This window comes from Rothia mucilaginosa (genome assembly GCF_049990865.1).
In the GTDB taxonomy this organism is placed as follows: Bacteria; Actinomycetota; Actinomycetes; order Actinomycetales; family Micrococcaceae; genus Rothia; species Rothia mucilaginosa_I.
Genome location: NZ_CP188231.1, coordinates 995,239 through 1,012,178 on the forward strand (window position 1 = coordinate 995,239; position 16,940 = coordinate 1,012,178).

The 16,940-nt window shown below is 59.5% G+C and carries 13 protein-coding genes and 1 tRNA gene; 3 read left to right on the forward strand and 11 right to left on the reverse strand.

From position 1 onward, the window contains the following. Positions 1–173: 173 nt before the first annotated feature. From recO to ACP3RB_RS03985, 4 genes are all read right to left on the reverse strand, one after another. Positions 174–1,040, reverse strand: a complete 867-nt coding sequence (recO, locus tag ACP3RB_RS03970) for a DNA repair protein RecO (protein WP_426699504.1) — start codon at positions 1,038–1,040, stop codon at positions 174–176. Positions 1,041–1,209: 169 nt separating this feature from the next. Then, complete coding sequence (locus ACP3RB_RS03975; RefSeq protein WP_311452306.1) at positions 1,210–1,485, reverse strand: hypothetical protein; 276 nt, start codon at positions 1,483–1,485, stop codon at positions 1,210–1,212. Positions 1,486–1,886: 401 nt separating this feature from the next. Further along, positions 1,887–2,846 (reverse strand): L-lactate dehydrogenase, encoded by a 960-nt coding sequence (locus ACP3RB_RS03980; protein WP_049341246.1) that lies wholly within the window; start codon positions 2,844–2,846, stop codon positions 1,887–1,889. Positions 2,847–3,117: 271 nt separating this feature from the next. Then, positions 3,118–4,728 carry an amidohydrolase gene (locus tag ACP3RB_RS03985; RefSeq protein WP_426699505.1) on the reverse strand — a complete coding sequence of 537 codons (1,611 nt, stop codon included), beginning with the start codon at positions 4,726–4,728 and terminating at the stop codon, positions 3,118–3,120. Between the two features lie 339 nt (positions 4,729–5,067). On the opposite strand from ACP3RB_RS03985, the gene ACP3RB_RS03990 reads away from it, so the two are divergent. Further along, complete coding sequence (locus ACP3RB_RS03990; protein ID WP_304193583.1) at positions 5,068–6,153, forward strand: 2,3-butanediol dehydrogenase; 1,086 nt, start codon at positions 5,068–5,070, stop codon at positions 6,151–6,153. Positions 6,154–6,466: 313 nt separating this feature from the next. Here ACP3RB_RS03990 and ACP3RB_RS03995 read toward each other — a convergent pair. Next, positions 6,467–6,552 (reverse strand) — tRNA-Leu (locus ACP3RB_RS03995). Between the two features lie 223 nt (positions 6,553–6,775). Between ACP3RB_RS03995 and pepN the strand changes: the two genes are divergently transcribed. Both pepN and ACP3RB_RS04005 read left to right on the forward strand, forming a co-directional pair. Beyond that, positions 6,776–9,448: an aminopeptidase N gene (gene pepN, locus ACP3RB_RS04000; RefSeq protein ID WP_426699506.1), complete on the forward strand. Its 2,673-nt coding sequence runs from the start codon at positions 6,776–6,778 to the stop codon at positions 9,446–9,448. A gap of 441 nt (positions 9,449–9,889) precedes the next feature. Beyond that, positions 9,890–11,146, forward strand: a complete 1,257-nt coding sequence (locus ACP3RB_RS04005) for a hypothetical protein (protein ID WP_311452310.1) — start codon at positions 9,890–9,892, stop codon at positions 11,144–11,146. Between the two features lie 206 nt (positions 11,147–11,352). On the opposite strand, the gene ACP3RB_RS04010 is transcribed toward ACP3RB_RS04005, so the two are convergent. From ACP3RB_RS04010 to ACP3RB_RS04035, 6 genes are all read right to left on the reverse strand, one after another. Continuing rightward, positions 11,353–12,543 carry an LCP family protein gene (locus tag ACP3RB_RS04010; protein ID WP_311452311.1) on the reverse strand — a complete coding sequence of 397 codons (1,191 nt, stop codon included), beginning with the start codon at positions 12,541–12,543 and terminating at the stop codon, positions 11,353–11,355. A gap of 326 nt (positions 12,544–12,869) precedes the next feature. Next, positions 12,870–13,124 carry a type B 50S ribosomal protein L31 gene (locus ACP3RB_RS04015; protein WP_005506069.1) on the reverse strand — a complete coding sequence of 85 codons (255 nt, stop codon included), beginning with the start codon at positions 13,122–13,124 and terminating at the stop codon, positions 12,870–12,872. Between the two features lie 252 nt (positions 13,125–13,376). After that, positions 13,377–14,255 (reverse strand): TrmH family RNA methyltransferase, encoded by an 879-nt coding sequence (locus tag ACP3RB_RS04020; protein ID WP_314933872.1) that lies wholly within the window; start codon positions 14,253–14,255, stop codon positions 13,377–13,379. Further along, positions 14,252–15,040 carry an ABC transporter ATP-binding protein gene (locus ACP3RB_RS04025; RefSeq protein WP_294631075.1) on the reverse strand — a complete coding sequence of 263 codons (789 nt, stop codon included), beginning with the start codon at positions 15,038–15,040 and terminating at the stop codon, positions 14,252–14,254. The genes ACP3RB_RS04020 and ACP3RB_RS04025 overlap by 4 nt, the downstream gene beginning before the upstream one ends. A gap of 260 nt (positions 15,041–15,300) precedes the next feature. After that, on the reverse strand, positions 15,301–16,044 hold the full coding sequence (locus tag ACP3RB_RS04030) for an SDR family oxidoreductase (protein WP_060824810.1): 744 nt from the start codon (positions 16,042–16,044) through the stop codon (positions 15,301–15,303). Positions 16,045–16,116: 72 nt separating this feature from the next. Beyond that, on the reverse strand, positions 16,117–16,833 hold the full coding sequence (locus ACP3RB_RS04035; RefSeq protein WP_005509097.1) for a beta-ketoacyl-ACP reductase: 717 nt from the start codon (positions 16,831–16,833) through the stop codon (positions 16,117–16,119). Between the last annotated feature and the right edge of the window lie 107 nt (positions 16,834–16,940).

The following is a 16,940-nucleotide window of genomic DNA, read 5'->3' on the forward strand; positions in this document are numbered from 1 at the left end:
CGGGTTCTCCCCCGGGGTCGTTTGCCTAGATATGCGCCAGATACAAACCTGGCGTGCTGTAGCTATTTTACCGTGACACAGCGCGCATGGGCGGGTGCTTCGGGGGTTATTTTGCGTCCTGGTTGACGCATGATTGGCGCACCGGCGTGCATCTACACTGTGCGGGTGGTTCTTTACAGCGAAGGACTTTCGTTCTCGAGGGCGCTCGCCGTTTTCAGGGGGTGTTCGAGCAGGTTCTGGGTGGTTTTCAGGTAGAGCCCCAGAATTTTGGAGGCAACCGGCACGGGTGCTGCATCAATCGTCTCCCAGGCGCGCGGATCCGCCGATGCGGTGGCGAGCGCATAGCCGAGCTCTTCGGCACGCAGGCCGGTCAGGGGCGTGTCGGTGGCGGGTGCACATTGGGGGCAGAGGACCGTGTGGTGCCCGTAGGTGTGGGCGGTGTGGAAGGCAATGTACCTGCCGCTTCCGCCTGTAGCGCCGGGGATTGTAGTGCCGGGGGTGCTAGTGTCTGCTCCGTTATCGCCAGGGTAATTTGTGTTCACGAGCGGGTTACCGCATCGGGTGCAGTTCTCACCGATGAGCGGCCAGCCGGCGGCGTTCATGCTGCGCGCCAGGTAGCGGGTCAGAATCCTCTGCGGCACATGCTGCCCGTGCGCAAGCGCGGCAAGCGCCCCGTGAGTCAGAGTGTAAATATCGGAGGTACTGTCGGTGTCTTTGGTGAGTGCTTCCGCCAGTTCGGCGATGGTGGAGGCGCACGTGTACGCATCATAGTTCGCCATGATAGGTGCGGTGTAGGCGTGCAGGGTTGCCGCCTGGGTGATGGTGTGCAGGTTGGTTCTGCCACGGCTGAAGGACAGGTCGGTGTGCATGAACGGTTCGAGTCGCCCACCGAATTTGGAGGTGGGTTTGCGTACGGCTTTGGCGACGGCGTGGGTGATTCCGCCGTCGCGGGTGAGCATGATGATGATGCGGTCGGTTTCGCCGAGTTTTTGGGTGCGGAGGATGAGGGCGGCGTCGCGCCAGGTGCGGGGTTCGCTCACGGGTGTCTCCGTTCTCGGTACATGCTCGGTAGGTGCGTGGTGGATGCTCAGTAGATGCTGAGGGCAAGATCTACGCGGGTGTTGTGGGTACGGTTCGACCCCTGCCGTATTACCCCGCGTAGGGGGTACCGGTCAGGGGTCGGTCCGTAACGTATGGGCGAGGCGCTATTTAGTCCTCGTACTCGATATCGTCGTCGATGTCGTCTTCATCGTCGAGGATTTCTTCCAGGTCGTCCTCGTCTTCGTCACCGTAAACGCTCAAGGGGGTGACCTCGTTGTAGGCTTCGAAGAGGGAATCTTCGTAGGCTTCGAAGGCGTTGGCGATTTCTACGTACGCCTCATCGACGGCGGGGTCGTGCTCGCCGGTTCGGTTTACGACGGCGGTCAGGTGCGCCTCCAGCGCGTCAAGGAGGCGGGTGAGTTCGGTGCGAGGATCAATGCTCATGCCATTATTCTACTACCTACGCGCCTATGGTGTGCGCCGGGCGGTCATAGGGCGGTTTAAATGCGGAACTATGAACGGGCACAGCAGGTCAACCGGCAGGTCAACCGGCTGATAAGTTCGGGGCGGCGAAGAGAGCCACAAAGTCAGAGCGGTAAAGCCAGGTCGGTGCGGCGAGGCCGGTAAAGCCAAGCATGCACGCGGCGCATCACGCACCGTACATAAAGCACCGCATAGAAACACCTGATAGACACAGCGAACCCGCCGTCCCCAGCTTCCCCACTCCTCAAGGGAGCAGGTGCCGGGTGCGGCGGGTTCTTCTGTCGGTTAGTTCAGCTTGACGCTGCGCCTACTGAATGTTTGCTTCTTACGGGTTGAGCCCGAGAGAATGAGAAGCCGGGGTTTTAGAAGCCCAGGGATGCTGCCGATGCGCGGATTGCCTCAGCGGATGCCTTCAGCTGTGCCAGCTCAGCCTCGTTCATGGGAACCTCGAGCACGCGCTGGATGCCCTCACGGTTGACGATGGTGGGCAGGGACAGTGCAACGTCCTTGAAGCCGTACAGCTCGCCTGCAATGGTGGTGGAGACGGGCAGCACTGCGTTCTGGCCGCCGAGGAATGCCTCAGCGATACGTGCGCCGGAGATACCGATTGCGTAGTTGGTGGAACCCTTGCCCTCGATGACCTTGTACGCTGCGCGCATAGCTTCGGTTGCCAGTTCTGCACGGACCTCTTCGGTGAAGACGGGCTTGCCGTCCTGCTCCCACTCGGTCAGGGGAACCATGCCGATGTTTGCTGCGGACCAGACGGGGAACTCGGAGTCGCCGTGCTCGCCAACAACGTTTGCGTGAACGCTCTTGATGGAGACGCCAGCCTTGTTAGCGATCAGCCAACGCAGACGGGAGGAGTCCAGAACGGTACCGGAGGACAGCACGCGGTTTGCGGGCAGGCCGGTGATCTTCTGGGCAACGATGGTGAGAACGTCACAGGGGTTGGTGACGAGCATGATGATTGCGTTGGGTGCTACGGACAGGATGTTCGGCAGCAGCTTCTCGAGGATTGCGACGTTTGCGCCTGCCAGCTCGAGGCGGGGCTGGCCAGGCTTCTGGCGAGCACCAGCGGTGATGATAACCATGTCGCAGTCGCGCAGCAGTTCGATGTCGTCGCCACCGGTTACGGTTGCTTCGTGTGCGAACATTGCGCCGTGTGCGATGTCCAGTGCTTCAGCGTGTGCGCGCTTGCCGTCGATGTCGTACAGGACGATTTCGTCTGCGGAGCCGCGGACCATAGCTGCGTATGCGGTTGCGCTACCGACGCCGCCTGCACCGATGACGCCGAGCTTGGTGGGGTTGTTGACACCGTTCATTGCTGTATGCCCTCTTTCGTGAGAGTTATCCGTGTGGTGCGAGAGGATTCTCGCGGGGTTTATAAGGAAGCGGGTGTGTGCCTCGGGGGTGAATTTCCTGAGGTGGGCTCGCTTCGTTACTTTCTATTATGCCGCAGATTTTGCGTTTTGTGTTGGGTTATTTTGCTTTTTTCGATGGGTGCTGGTGACTTTATGGGCTATGAGGGGTGTTTTTCACTCATAAAACCAAATAATGACGTTCTGACCTTTTGAGCAAGCTCACATGTCGCTCTCACATGTCGCTAAAGTAGCCCTCAACATCCACGGCACCGCCGGAAGCCTCGAAATCGGCACGAACCGCCTGCGCCAACTCGTCATCAACCAGGAAATCCAAAGCCACAGAAGCCAAACCGAACGACGCATCCAGGGCAGCATCCACCGCCGCTGGAGTGTCCGCACAGTGCGCGAACTCCACCGTGTGCATACCGGTACCCTCGGGCGCAATCTGAATCAGCGGGTGAATACCGGGCACACGCAGGCTCACATTACCGAAATCGGTAGAAGCCGCCAGGGTATCGCTGACAGTGCCAGGCGGGTACGGGTGGCGCCCCACCGAACGCTGAGCCGAAACCCAACGCTTCAACAGCGGACGATTCGTACGCACCGGCATGGTCATCGGCGAAGAATCCCACGTCACCTCCGCACTCACGCCAGCCATGAGCGCCGCGCCGCGCAGCACCTCCTCAACCCGTCGCGACAGCGCACGCAGAGTCGGCGCGTGCTTAGAACGGATATTAATGTGCAGGCTCGCGGTGGCAGGAATCAGGTTCGGAGCGTCCCCGCCGTGGTCAATAATCGCGTGGATACGGTCAGAGCCGGGAATCTGCTGACGCAACAGACCCAAACCCTGATACGCCAGGTTCGCCGCATCCAGCGCGTTACGACCCATAAACGGGTGCGAGGACGCATGCGCGCTCACGCCCCTATAGGTCACACGACATTCGCGGCGGCCCAGCCACGCCTGATCAGCCACATCCATAAAGTAGGGGTGCACCATAATGGCGGCGTCCACCTGCTCGAATGCCCCGGCGCGCGCCATCAGCTCCTTACCGGCTTCAGACTCTTCGGCGGGCGTGCCGTAGTAGAGGACCCTACCGCTGAACGCCTCGGGGCCGGTGGCGAGCGCATCCGCCAGGGCAAGGAAAGCACCCAGCCCCGATACCGCAATGACGTTGTGGCCGCAGCCGTGACCGATGCCCGGCAGCGCGTCGTATTCGGAGAGAATCGCGATGGTGCGGTGCTTGGCGGGGTCGTAGTCGGCGCTGGTGAGCTCCACCTTGAACGCGGTATCCAGGCCGAAGGCGGGGTACTCGATACTGAGGTTCGGGTGGGCTTCGCGGACCGCGTCAACGAGCGTGCGGGAGGCGAAGTACTCCTCGTAGGCGGTCTCAGGATGCGCGTGAATCGCCTTGAGAATTGCGGTCAGGGAGTCCGCGCGGGTGGCTACGGATTCGGCGAGGTCGCGGCGAATATGCGCCAGCCCGCTGTCTTCGTCGAGGTGGTGACCTTTTCCATGACCGCGGTGCGGGCTGTGCCCCTTTCCGTGTCCCTTTCCATGACCGTGGCGCTCGCCGTGGCTACGTTCCTGCTCAGGCTGCCCATGGTCGGCGTGCTTCTGCTCGGGATGTGCGTGCTTGTGCTTGCGGCGGTGCTCAGCGGCACGCTTACGCTGCTCGGTTTCAAGGGCAAGGATCTCAGAGTACTCGCTACCGCGCACGCAATCAGCATCGGGCGCGTCATAGTGGCGGGTTGTTGCGGCGGGTCGGTTCGGTACCGTTCGACCGGAATTATCAGAAGTGGGCTGGGTGGGGGCGGCAGTGCCCTGTGCGTTCGCGTCAGTCATGCTTCTACGCTACCGTCTGCGCTCGCCGGGCGCTAGATGTTCGGGCATGATGGAGTCGAAAACACCCAAAAAGAAATTTGTGTCACATAAAAGAAAATTTGTATATATCCTAGGAATCTTTGATTCATAGGAGTAGCGTTAAGCACATGGGAGCGGCAATCCAGCCGCACCCGTCACCATCCGGCGCTAGCGATGCGAATGCCGGCAGGACAGTTCACAACCGGTCCAAACCATGTCGTTTGGGCCTCTGCCATTACCGTGACAGACCCATGGATGCGAACCGTACCGGCAAGCACACACCGCAGTGAGCGCCACAACCACGCTAAGGAGCTCCATCCCATGAAGGCAGCACGCTTCTACGACCGTAACGACATCCGCATTGAAGACATCCCCGCACCCGAAGCCGCTGCGGGCGAGGTTCTGGTCAAGGTCGCATGGTGCGGCATTTGCGGTACCGACCTGCACGAATACCTGGACGGCCCCATCTTCTGCCCCCAGCACGGTCACCCCCACCCCATTTCTGGTGAGGACTCCCCCGTCACCCTCGGTCACGAATTCTCCGGTGTTGTTGAGGCACTGGGCGAAGGCGTAGACGACCTGCAGGTTGGCGACCACGTTGTTGTCGAGCCCTACATCATTCGCGATGACGTCTACACCGGCCCCGACTCCAAGGACTACCACCTGTCCAAGGACATGAACTTCATCGGCCTTGCCGGTCGCGGTGGTGGCCTGTCCGAGAAGGTCGCTGTCAAGCGTCGCTGGGTTCACAAGATCCCCAACACCATTCCCCTGGACGAAGCTGCACTGATTGAGCCGCTGAGCGTTGGCTACCACGCTGTTGAGCGTGCAGGCGAGTTCGAAGAGGGCGCATTCGCACTGGTCACCGGTGCTGGCCCCATCGGTCTGCTGACCTCCGCAGTTCTGAAGGCTAAGGGCGCTAAGGTCATCATCTCTGAGCTGTCCCCGCTGCGCCGCCAGAAGGCTCTGGATTCCGGCGTTGCTGACTACGCTTTCTCCCCCGCAGAGGTTGACGTTCTGGCTGAGATTCACAAGCTGACCGACGACCGTGGCGCTGACATCGCATTCGAGTGCACCTCCGTTCAGCCCGCACTGGACCTGATTCTGGATGCCCTCAAGCCCACCGGTAAGGTCGTCATCGTCTCCATTTGGGGTAAGCCCGCTTCCCTGGACGTTCAGAAGGTTGTACTCAAGGAGCTCGATATCCGCGGCACCATCGCATACGTGAACTCCCACCCGGAGACCATCAAGCTCGTTGAGTCCGGCAAGATTGACCTCAAGCCCTTCATCACCGGCAAGATCGCTGTGGAAGACCTCATCGACAAGGGCTTCGACACCCTGATCCACCACAACGAGACCGCTGTGAAGATTCTGGTCACCACCGACCCGGAGCGTCTGGCTGAGTAATTCAGTGTCAGCTGATGCAGCTGTTCTTCTAGCTTCCCTAGCGTAGCTAGTGTGGGGTGAGGTTCCCTTCAAGGAACCTCACCCCACTACTTTTTTGCGCGCTGATATATTTTGAGCGCTTCTTTGCGACGGAAATTTCTGCGACTGAAGTTTCTGTGCCTATTTTGCAGCCCGAAAGTTTGCGGCCAGGAAGTTTTCAGTCCGAAAGTTTTCAGCACAGGCCTTTCCGAAAGGCGCATGCCAGCACACTAAAGCTGATGGGACCATCCGGGCATACAAAAATCCCCGGTTCCGAAGAACCGGGGATTATCTGTGCGCGAGGGGGGACTTGAACCCCCACCCTCTAATACGAGGACTAGCACCTCAAGCTAGCGCGTCTGCCTATTCCGCCACCCGCGCAGGTGACTTTCGAACGTTTTCCTTTCGGTGCCGTTCGAAGCAACACGTAATACTATACGGGCTTTCTGAATACTCTGCAAATCGAATGGGCATGTTCTGCGTCACATATTCAAGGTTGGTTGGTTCGCCGTGCCCCCGGTGATCTTCTCGCACCGTGAGTAATATGACCGGCACACCCCAGTCAACTGCCATATTTTCGGTCATAACGACTAGAATAAAGAGCATGAATAATGAGAACCTCTCCCGCGAAGAAGCCGCAGAACGTTCGGCTCTCATCAGTGTCGACACCTACGACGTGCATGTCGACCTGACTAACGCCAAGGACCCCGAATTCGAGTCCTACCCCACCGTCACCACCGTCCGATTCTCCTGCAACACCCCCGGTGCAGAAACCTTCATCGACTACATCCATCACAGCGTCGACTCCGTTAAGCTCAACGGCACCGAACTGACCCTGGCTGACGTCGTCAACGGCGCACGCATCACCCTGCCCAACCTGCAGGCAGAAAACGTGCTCACCATCCACGGTCGCTCCTACTACTCCCGCTCCGGCGAAGGTATGCACCGCTACTTCGACCCCTCCGACGGTCGCGTCTACCTGTACACCCAGTACGAGCCCTCCGACTGCCGCCGAGTCTTCCCGAACTTCGAGCAGCCCGACCTGAAGGCAGTCTTCAACTTCCGCATCACCGCACCCAAGGACTGGGTCGTCAGCTCCAACGGCGTACTCGAAAGCCAGGTCGTAGACCCCACCGACGACTCCATCACCAAGCGAGTCTTCTCCCCCACCGCAAAGATCTCCACCTACATCACCGCAATTGTTGCCGGCGAATACTTCACCGCAACCACCACCTACAAGCCCAAGAGCAAGGTCAACAGCGGTGACATCCCCCTGGTCGCATACTGCCGCCAGTCCCTCAAGCCGCACTTCGACTACGACCACATCTTCAAGGTCACCAAAAACGGTCTGGACTTCTTCCAGGACCTCTTCGACTACCCCTACCCGTACCCCAAGTACGAGCAGGCATTCGTGCCCGAATACAACATCGGCGCAATGGAGAACCCCGGTCTGGTCACCTTCACCGAAGACTACATCTTCGTCTCCGGCGCAACCGAGGACGACCTCGAAGGCCGCACCAACACCATCTGCCACGAAATGGCGCACATGTGGTTCGGCGACCTCGTCACCATGAAGTGGTGGGACGACCTGTGGCTCAAGGAATCCTTCGCAGACTTCATGGGCACCCTCGGCGCTAAGGAAGCTAACCACTTTGAGGATGCGTGGGTCACCTTCGCGAACAACCGCAAGGCATGGGCATACATGCAGGACCAGCTACCCACCACCCACCCCATCGTCGCTGACATCCCCCACCTAGAAGCAGCATCGCAGAACTTCGACGGCATCACCTACGCAAAGGGCGCATCCGTGCTCAAGCAGCTGGTCGCCTACGTAGGCTTCGACACCTTCATCGAAGCAGCACGCGTGTACTTCAAGCGTTTCGAGTGGGGCAACACCTCCCTGAACGACTTCCTGCAGGTACTCAACGAGGTGTCCGGCCGCGACATGCAGGCATGGGCTAACGCATGGCTGCAGACCTCCGGCGTGTCCGCACTGGGCACCAAGCGCGTCTACGGCGAAGACGGCCAGCTCACCGACCTGATCCTCACCCAGGAACTGCCCGCACAGCAGCCCGCAGGTCTGGGCCGCCCCCACGTGGCAAAGCTGGAAACCTTCGCACTAACCGACGGCAAGCTCACCTCCACCGGCCTGTTCTCCCTCGAGTACCCGGCAGAGCCCGTCTCCGAGCACCGCGTGGAGCTCACCGATGAGCAGAAGAAGCTCGTTGGCGAAGCTGACCTGCTCATGCTCAATGCCGAGGATCACACCTACGCCAAGGTTGCCCTGACCGACGAAGACGGCCTGCAGGCAGCTATCGAAGGTGTCTCCACCCTCGAATCCGCACTCTCCCGCGGCCTCATCTGGGGCTCCCTCTGGGAGAACGTGCGCGATGCACGCCTGCCCGTCACCACCTACGTCGACGCAGTCGTACGCAACGTCTCCAAGGAACCGAGCGCATCCCTGCTGGGCACCATGGTCAACAACGCACAGGTCGCTATCGCAACCTTCTCCGCACCCACCGGCCGCGAGCGCCTCTACGACGCTCTCTACGACGCATTCGCAGCTGCACTGGCACAGGCTAAGCCCGGCTCCGACGAGCAGCTGATTCTGCTGCGCGCCCTGATTGCGGTCTCCACCAACGCGACCAAGGGTGAAGAGCTCTGCCGCGATATTGCCCGCGGTGCTTTCGAAGACACCACCGGCGATATTGCTGACGCAACCGGTATTCCTTACGACCAGAACCTGGGTTGGAGTGCGCTGGGTGCGCTCGCAAGCCGTGACCTGGTGACCGTTGAGGATTTGGACCGTGCGGCTAAGTACAGCCCCTCCTCGATTTCTTCGAATGGTTACGCGTACGCGATTGCTGCCCTGCCCTCTGCTGAGCGTAAGGCTGCTGCGTACAAGACCATCATGGAAGACGAGTCGCTGTCGAACGACGCCCTGGCTTCGACCATTAACGGTTTTGCTCGCGGTCCGGTTGAGCTGCGTGAGTCCTACTACGACTCCTACTTTGAGGCTCTGCTGCCCATTTGGGCGTCCCGTTCGATTGGTATGGCGACCCGTATTGTGCGTGGCCTGTACCCGAAGGCTCCGTACAACACCGGCTCCACCGAGGGTCTGGGTGTTGAGGGTAACCCCTCCGTTGCGCTGGCTCAGCGTTGGCTGGAGGCGAACCCCGAGGCTCCTTCGGCTCTGCGTCGTCTGGTGCTGGAGGCTCAGGATCACGGCCGCCGTTCGATTGTGGCGCAGAAGTTCAACGCTTCCCTGCAGGACTAAGCTGCATGGTTTGAGTAGCCGAGCGGGGTGCGAGTCGGTACCTAGGTATCCAAGTATCTAGGTGTCTAGGTAACCAGGTATCTAGACTAGGTTCCGCTCCCCCCCCCGCTAGGTTCTCAATCCGCTGTGAGAGACTGCCGTTCGGCACGCTCCCGGTAATGCTCCGGGACGTGCCGGGCGGTGGTCTTTTTCTGGCTCATCTATAGAATTCACAGCGGCGGTACGCCGTCTACATATTTCTCTCATACGGTGGTTCAAACGCCGACATAGGCGCTTGTTGGTGAGGTAGTTGGCGGGGTAGTTTCGCTAGGGTACAAGACTATATGCACCCGGTGCCAAAAGACAGATAAATGTCACCCCTATTTATAAGCTGTCCAGACTGAAAGCATGAGAGAATAGACTAGGTATCCGCTCGCTTAGACATATCAGAAGGAGTTTTCAGTGGTCGATTACGCACTCGGTGACCGCGGTAGCGTTAACATCGTCACCGATGATTACTACGAAGCAGAAACCCTCCAAATCTTTGAGGAACTGCACATCGACCGTGAACGGATCTGGTACGGTGAAGCGCGCCTCGTGCCCGAACCGGATAACCCCTACGAGCCCAATAGCATTGCCGTCTACATTGACGAGTTCAAGGTAGGCCGCATGAGCGTGGAGGACTCCGCAGCGTACTGGGATTCCATTACCCGCGTGGTCGCCTCCGGCTACGAACCCATCGCGCACCTGCAGCTCTCCGCTGTTGCCGTACGCACTGAAGGCGGCGGCATGCACGTGAAGAGCACCGGTGTTCTCTCCCTGTCCGCGCCTAGCTCGCTCTTCCCCCTCAACGACGCACCGACCCGCGCGACCCTGCTGCCCCAGGGCCCGTCCATGAAGGTACTCGACGAGAAGGAACACTCCGAATACCTGCACAGCATCCTGCCGCCCAGCGGTGAAGGTCGCGTGATCCTGACCCTGGAAGCGAACCAGCTCAAGACCTCCGACGGCCGCTTCGTTGACAGCGTGGAGGTGCGCCACGACCGCAAGCTCGTGGGCCGCCTGAGCACCCAGATGTCTGAGCAGCTCGCACCCGTCATTCGTTACGCGTTTGAGAACGACCGCCTCACCAGTGCGTGGGGCACTATTCGCGGTAACACCCTCGAGCTGTCGCTGACCGTTCAGGCTGCACGCCCCGCCGACATTCCGCAGGAATGGTACGAGACTCTGCCCAATAACGTTCCGGCACTGCTACCCGCTGGCGAAGAGTACGAGGTGCCCGCCGCATTCGTACCCACCGAAGGCGAGCGCCACTACCTGGAGTCCTCCGCACAGCAGGCTCCGAAGAAGCGTCGCGGTTTCATGAGCTCCCTGACCGGCGGTTCCATTGCTTCTGAGTCGACCCACCATGAGCCCACCGCCGAGAAGCCGATGATCGAGTACAGCCTGGAAGAAGAGGAGTACTACGAGCCGAACGAACGCGACCGCCTGGTGAACCTGGTCAAGGGTGCAGGCCTCGCCGTTCTGGTCGCCGGCCTGATTTCGATGCTGTGGACCCCGATGCTCGGCATCCTCATCGCTATTCTGGGTGGCGCCGTTGCGGCAGTCGCCTTCTACTTTGGTCGTCAGCCCTACTACGAGGACTATGACGAGTATGAGGAAGAATACGAAGAAGAGGGAACTGCTGAAGAAGCAGAAGAAACCAATATGAAGGCATAAGCTCCTCTGCGACAGAGCGTAAAGATACGAAAGGGCGGCTACCCCACCATCACGGTGAGGTAGCCGCCCTTTTGTGTGCCCCAGCAGCTCTCTAAACGCCAACGAGGCACTTCCAGGTATCTACATTCCGACAGCTTTTCGGGAACAGTTAAAAACCAGCGGGGGCGAAAGCCTCATCAGCTTTCACCCCCGCAAGGAGTCAGATCTTAGTCCTGGCCGTAAGTCGCCATGAACTGATCCATGCTGTCATGCTGCAAAGCATAGGACAGGTTAGCATTCGCAGCCTGGTTCACGATAACAATCGACTGACCGTCGTAGGACCAACCCGGGCCTGCGTTCGGCAGGGTGGTCATACGCATCGTGGTGTCACCGCTGGTCAGCACCGGAGCCGCAATTTGGGCAATCTGCGCTGCATCCAGACCGGAGTCCACGCGCATATATCCTGCGATAGATTCAACAGCAGATTGGAAAGAACCCACATTATTCAATGCGCCCTTAGCTTTCATCGTGTTATACATACCACGCAGGAACGCACGCTGGTTACGAACACGCTGGTAGTCGCCGTCAGCGAACGGGTAGCGAGCACGCACGAACGCAAGAGCCGCACCACCATCCATATGCTGCATACCCTGCTTGAAAGACCACGCATTGATATCGAAGTCGAAAGGTACCTGGACATCCACGCCATTAACAGAGTTCACTAGAGCCTTGAAGCCCTCAAACTCAATCTCAGCCACGTGATCAATCTTGATACCCAGCAGGTTCTCAACGGTTGCAACCTGCAGAGAAATACCGCCGTAGTTCAGTGCCGCGTTAATCTTTGCCGCGCCGTAGCCGGGGATGTTCACCCAGGTATCACGCATAATCGAGACCAGGTACACGCCCTTACCATCAGCAGGGATGTGAGCAAGCATGATGCTATCTGCACGGGAACCGCTCACCAGAGCAGCCTCAGAACCGGAACGGGTATCGCTACCGAGCAGCAGGATGTTCTTGCCCGGACCCTTCACGACATTGTAGCTGTAACCGTCATCCAGGATGCCGTCGCCGTCCTTATCGTGATCGCTCGCGTTAGCTGCAAGAGCCGCAGCAGCATCGGAGCTGTTCTCGCCATTAGCACCGTTCTTGCCGGTATCCGAGTTGGTGACGGTCGGAGCCTTCAGATCCGTCACGTTGAGCTTCTTAGCCTCGCCAAGCTGCTCCTTAATTTTGCTGAGATCTTCATCCACCTTAGTGATGGAGTCAAACTTCTCGGTCTTGCTATCCCAGGTGTGGCCAGCACGCCAAATAAAGAAACCAATACCGAGGGTAATAACCAGCAGAAGAATCAGCAGGATCAGCAGAATACGCTTGACCCATTTCTTCTTCTGCGACGGTTCAGAGTGAGCGTCGCTCATTAAGTTGTCCTTTGTTTGAGGTGGTGATACGCGAGGTGCGCAGCGCATCCAGCGAAGTCTCTAGAATGCAGAGAGCCGGAGAATACCCGCCGATACGGGGCGGCGCTGGAGGGCACAGAAAATGCACAACTCGCAAAATACTTTCCCATTGTAACGCTGTCAGCGGGTCTGCGCACCGGCGAACGAAAGGTTTTACACTACAACTTTCCTCACGTTCACGCGATTTATTTTGCTATGTGCCGCAGAACGCACAATGCCCCGCCTCCCTGAAAACCAAGGAGAACGGGGCATTGATTTCGCTAAAAAGCAAAACTGGGACAGAAGATTTACTTCTTGCCGAAGTTGCCGAAGCGTGCGTTGAAGCGCTCGACGCGACCTGCGGAGTCCATGATGCGCTGCTTACCGGTGTAGAACGGGTGCGACTCGGACGAGATTTCAACCTCGACGATCGGGTACTCGTTGCCGTCTTCCCACTTCTCGGTCTTGTCCGAGGTCATGGTAGAACGGGTCAGGAAGACCTTGCCGGATGCGAGGTCGCGGAACAGAACCAGGTTGTAGTCCGGGTGGATTTCTGCCTTCATTGATTACCTTCTTCTGCTACTGGATTTTGCCAGTAGCCCTTATATAGATGGAGTAGGTTTTTCGATGTGCAGCTATCGAGAAAATCTCAGAGCGCATCACCATTGTGCCCGCATAGGGCGCGCACAACCCATTAAGGGTACCACCTTCACGGATTAAATCCCAGTACGTTCCCTCACAGGCACCAACCTACACACCGCGAGGGCACCCGAAGAAGGCACTCACGCGGGTTAATAACCAGATTAGGACTCGGGTTATGAACGCGGGCGGGTCTCCCAGAACGCCACGGCGCTCGCCGCCGCAACATTCAAAGAATCCACACCGTGCGACATCGGAATCATCACCGTATCGTCACACGCCGCCAAGGTGCGGGGCGACAGACCGTGCCCCTCCGTGCCCAGAATCAGCGCAAGCTTCTCATCCCGGCGAGCAGACAGCTCCTCCAGGGTCAGCGAGTCCTCCTCCAGAGCCAACGCCGCGCTCTTAAAGCCCAGCTCGTGCAGGGTCTGCAAGTCAGCAGGCCACGACTCCAAGCGAGCCCACGGCACCTGAAAAACAGTACCCATCGACACGCGAATCGAGCGGCGATACAGCGGATCAGCACACCGCGGAGTCACCAGCACGGCATCCACGTTCAGCGCGGCAGCCGAACGGAAAATAGCTCCCACATTCGTGTGGTCCACAATATCTTCCAAAATCGCCACGCGAGAGGCACCCTGCAGCAACTGCTCCAGAGGCTGCGGCGCCGGACGAGCCATCGCCGCCAACGCACCACGATGCAGATGAAAACCGGTCACCCGCTCCAGCTGCTCTTCACTACCCACATACGCGGGAGTGTCAGGATGGGCGCGCAAAACATCCGCCAAATCATCAGCCCACTTCTCACTCATCAGGAAAGAAACGGGCTGATGACCGGCAGCGAGCGCACGACGAATCACCTTCGAGGACTCCGCAATGTAAATACCCCACTGCGGTTCCATGGCGCTACGGAGCTTCACATCGGTCAGCTGCGTGTAGTAGCGCAAATCCTGCTCGGGTGCCTGCGCCAGGGCCGTGACCGACTCGATGGCGTAGACACGCTCGGCACGCTCAGCGATCTGTTCTGCGCTCAGCTGCTTCGGGGCACGGCTCATGCGCGCTTGAACGCGGAGTAACGACCCGCGGAGGTGACGGTCAGAGCCAGGTCCATGTCGTAGGTTGCTGCGAGGTTCGCCTCGGTAATGGTGGACAGAATCGGGCCGGCTGCGACCACGCCGCCGTCACGGATCAGCAGGGCGTGGGTGAAGCCCGCCGGGATTTCCTCGAGGTGGTGGGTGATGAGTACGGTAGCCGGTGCGTAGGGGTCAGCGGCAAGTGCGGTCAGACGCTCGACCAGGTCCTCACGGCCGGAGATGTCCATACCTGCGCCGGGCTCGTCCAGCAGCAGCAGCTCGGGGTCGGTCATGAGGGCGCGGGCGATCAGTGCACGCTTGCGCTCGCCGTCGGAGAGGGAGCCGAAGGTGCGGTCAGCGAGGGTATCGACGCCCCAGTCAGCCAGCAGCTCGGTGGCACGCTCGTCGTCCATGACGTCGTATTCTTCCTTCCAGCGGCCGGACACGGCATACGCTGCGGTCACGACAACGTCAGAGACCTTCTCGCTGGCGGGAATCTGGGTAGCCGAAGCACCGGAGGACAGACCAATGCGCGGGCGCAGGTCGAACACGTCAACAGCGCCGAGGGTCTCGTCAAGGATTTCAACCTCGCCGCTGGTCGGGTGCAGGCGGGCTGCCGCAATCGAAAGCAGAGTGGACTTACCGGCGCCGTTGGGGCCCAGAACGACCCAGCGTTCACCTTCGTTCACAGTCCACGAAACGTTGTTAAGGATGGGGCGGCCGCCGCGAATCACGGAGACATTCTGAAGGTTGAGTACGGTGCTCATGGTTCTTCTTCCAGTGAGTTAGATGGATGGGATGCGCCCCACCCCGCAACCCGTGCCGGGTTATCGGAGCGGTGGGCGCACATAGTGCGCGGGCACCCCACATTGGGTTCCTCGCGCAAAATCTAGGAGCTATAGGGGGCTCAGGGGCTATAGGTGCCGCCGCGTAAAGGGGCGGCGCGCCTCATCAAATGTACCTTGTCAGATGTACCTTGTCAGGGGTGCGGGTGCATCCGCAACGGCACCTATAGCAGCTGAAGTTATTAGTCGATGAAGCCGCGTGCGCCGCCGACCAGCTCAACGTGGCCGGTCTCAACGTCTGCGGTGACCATCTTCGCGATTTCCTGCGCGAACTCGTTGACGGTGTAGAGCTTGCCGGCGGTCTCGCGGCGCTGCTCAATAGCACCGGGGTGCAGGCGGTTCAGCAGGGTTGCGGTGACGGTGCCTTCAATCATGTCAGCGGACACCACGACCAGGGAGATACCCTTCTCGGAGAGTGCGGGGATCTCGGCGATCAGTGCGTCTTCGCCTGCGCGCTTGGACTCTGCGACGGGCTTGTACTCGTCCATGGTCTCAACCTCGCGAATGAAGTGCGCCTGGTGGCTGGTCACGAACACGATGCGTGCACCTTCGGGCATCTTCTCTGCAGCCAGGCGTGCCAGGTTCAGCTGTGCGTCACGGTTCAGGCGCATTGCGTAGTCTTCGCCCATGCCGGTTTCCATGCCGCCCGAAGCGTTCAGGATTAGGTAGTCCAGGGAGCCGAAGGTCTCCACAGCGGTGTTGACGAGGTTCTGCAGGTCCTCGCTGTTGGTCACGTCAGCCTGCACTGCGATTGCCTTGCCGCCAGCCTCTTCAATAGCCTTGACAATCTTGTTCGCGCGCGGTGCCTTGGAGCGGTAGTTCACCACAATGTTCGCGCCCTCGGCGGCGAGAATCTGTGCGGTGTCTGCGCCAACGCCGCGGGAGGAGCCGGTAATGATGATGGTCTTGCCGGTCAGCTGTGCCATAGTTTTATGTCCTTAAGTCTAGAAAGGGTGCGCCCACGCTCGGGCGCTTTATGCAGTCCGTACAGGGTGGGGTTAGTGACCCATGCCCAGGCCGCCATCAACGGGGATGACAGCGCCAGAAATGTAGCTAGCCTCATCGGATGCGAGCCAGCGAATCACGCGAGCAACCTCTTCAGCCTCAGCGAAACGACCAGCCGGGATGGATGCCAGGTAGTTCTTCTTGGTCTCTTCGGGCAGAACCTCGGTCATTGCGGTGTTAATGAAGCCCGGTGCCACCACGTTAGCGGTGATGTTACGGCCACCCAGCTCACGGGTGATGGAGCGTGCCATACCGACCAGTGCAGCCTTAGATGCGGAGTAGTTGACCTGACCGGGGGAACCGTACAGACCCACCACGGAGGAAACCAGGATGATGCGGCCGCGCTTGAGCTTCAGCATGCCCTTGATGGCGCGCTGAACCACGCGGAAAGAACCGGTGAGGTTGGTGTCGACCACGTCGGTGAAGTCGGATTCCTTCATGCGCATCAGCAGCATGTCGCGGGTGATACCTGCGTTGGCGACCAGCACTTCCACGGGGCCGAATTCTGCCTCAATTTCCTTGAATGCTTCGTTAATGCTGTCGGCATCGCGTACATCTGCCTTGACGGCGAAAAATTCTTCGGGGGCTTCACCGCTACGGTAGGTGATGCAGACGTTGTGTCCTGCTGCCTGGAATTCCTTGGCAATTTCGTAGCCGATGCCTCGGTTGCCGCCGGTGACCAGCACGGTCTTGGGAGTGTTCTCGCTCATGAGCTTCCTTGATGAGTCGACCCCTCGCAATCAGAGCCGATGCAGCGGCTCCACGGTTGGGGTGTGGACGGATGGACAGTCGAACCCTATTTTACCGCGTTTTAGGG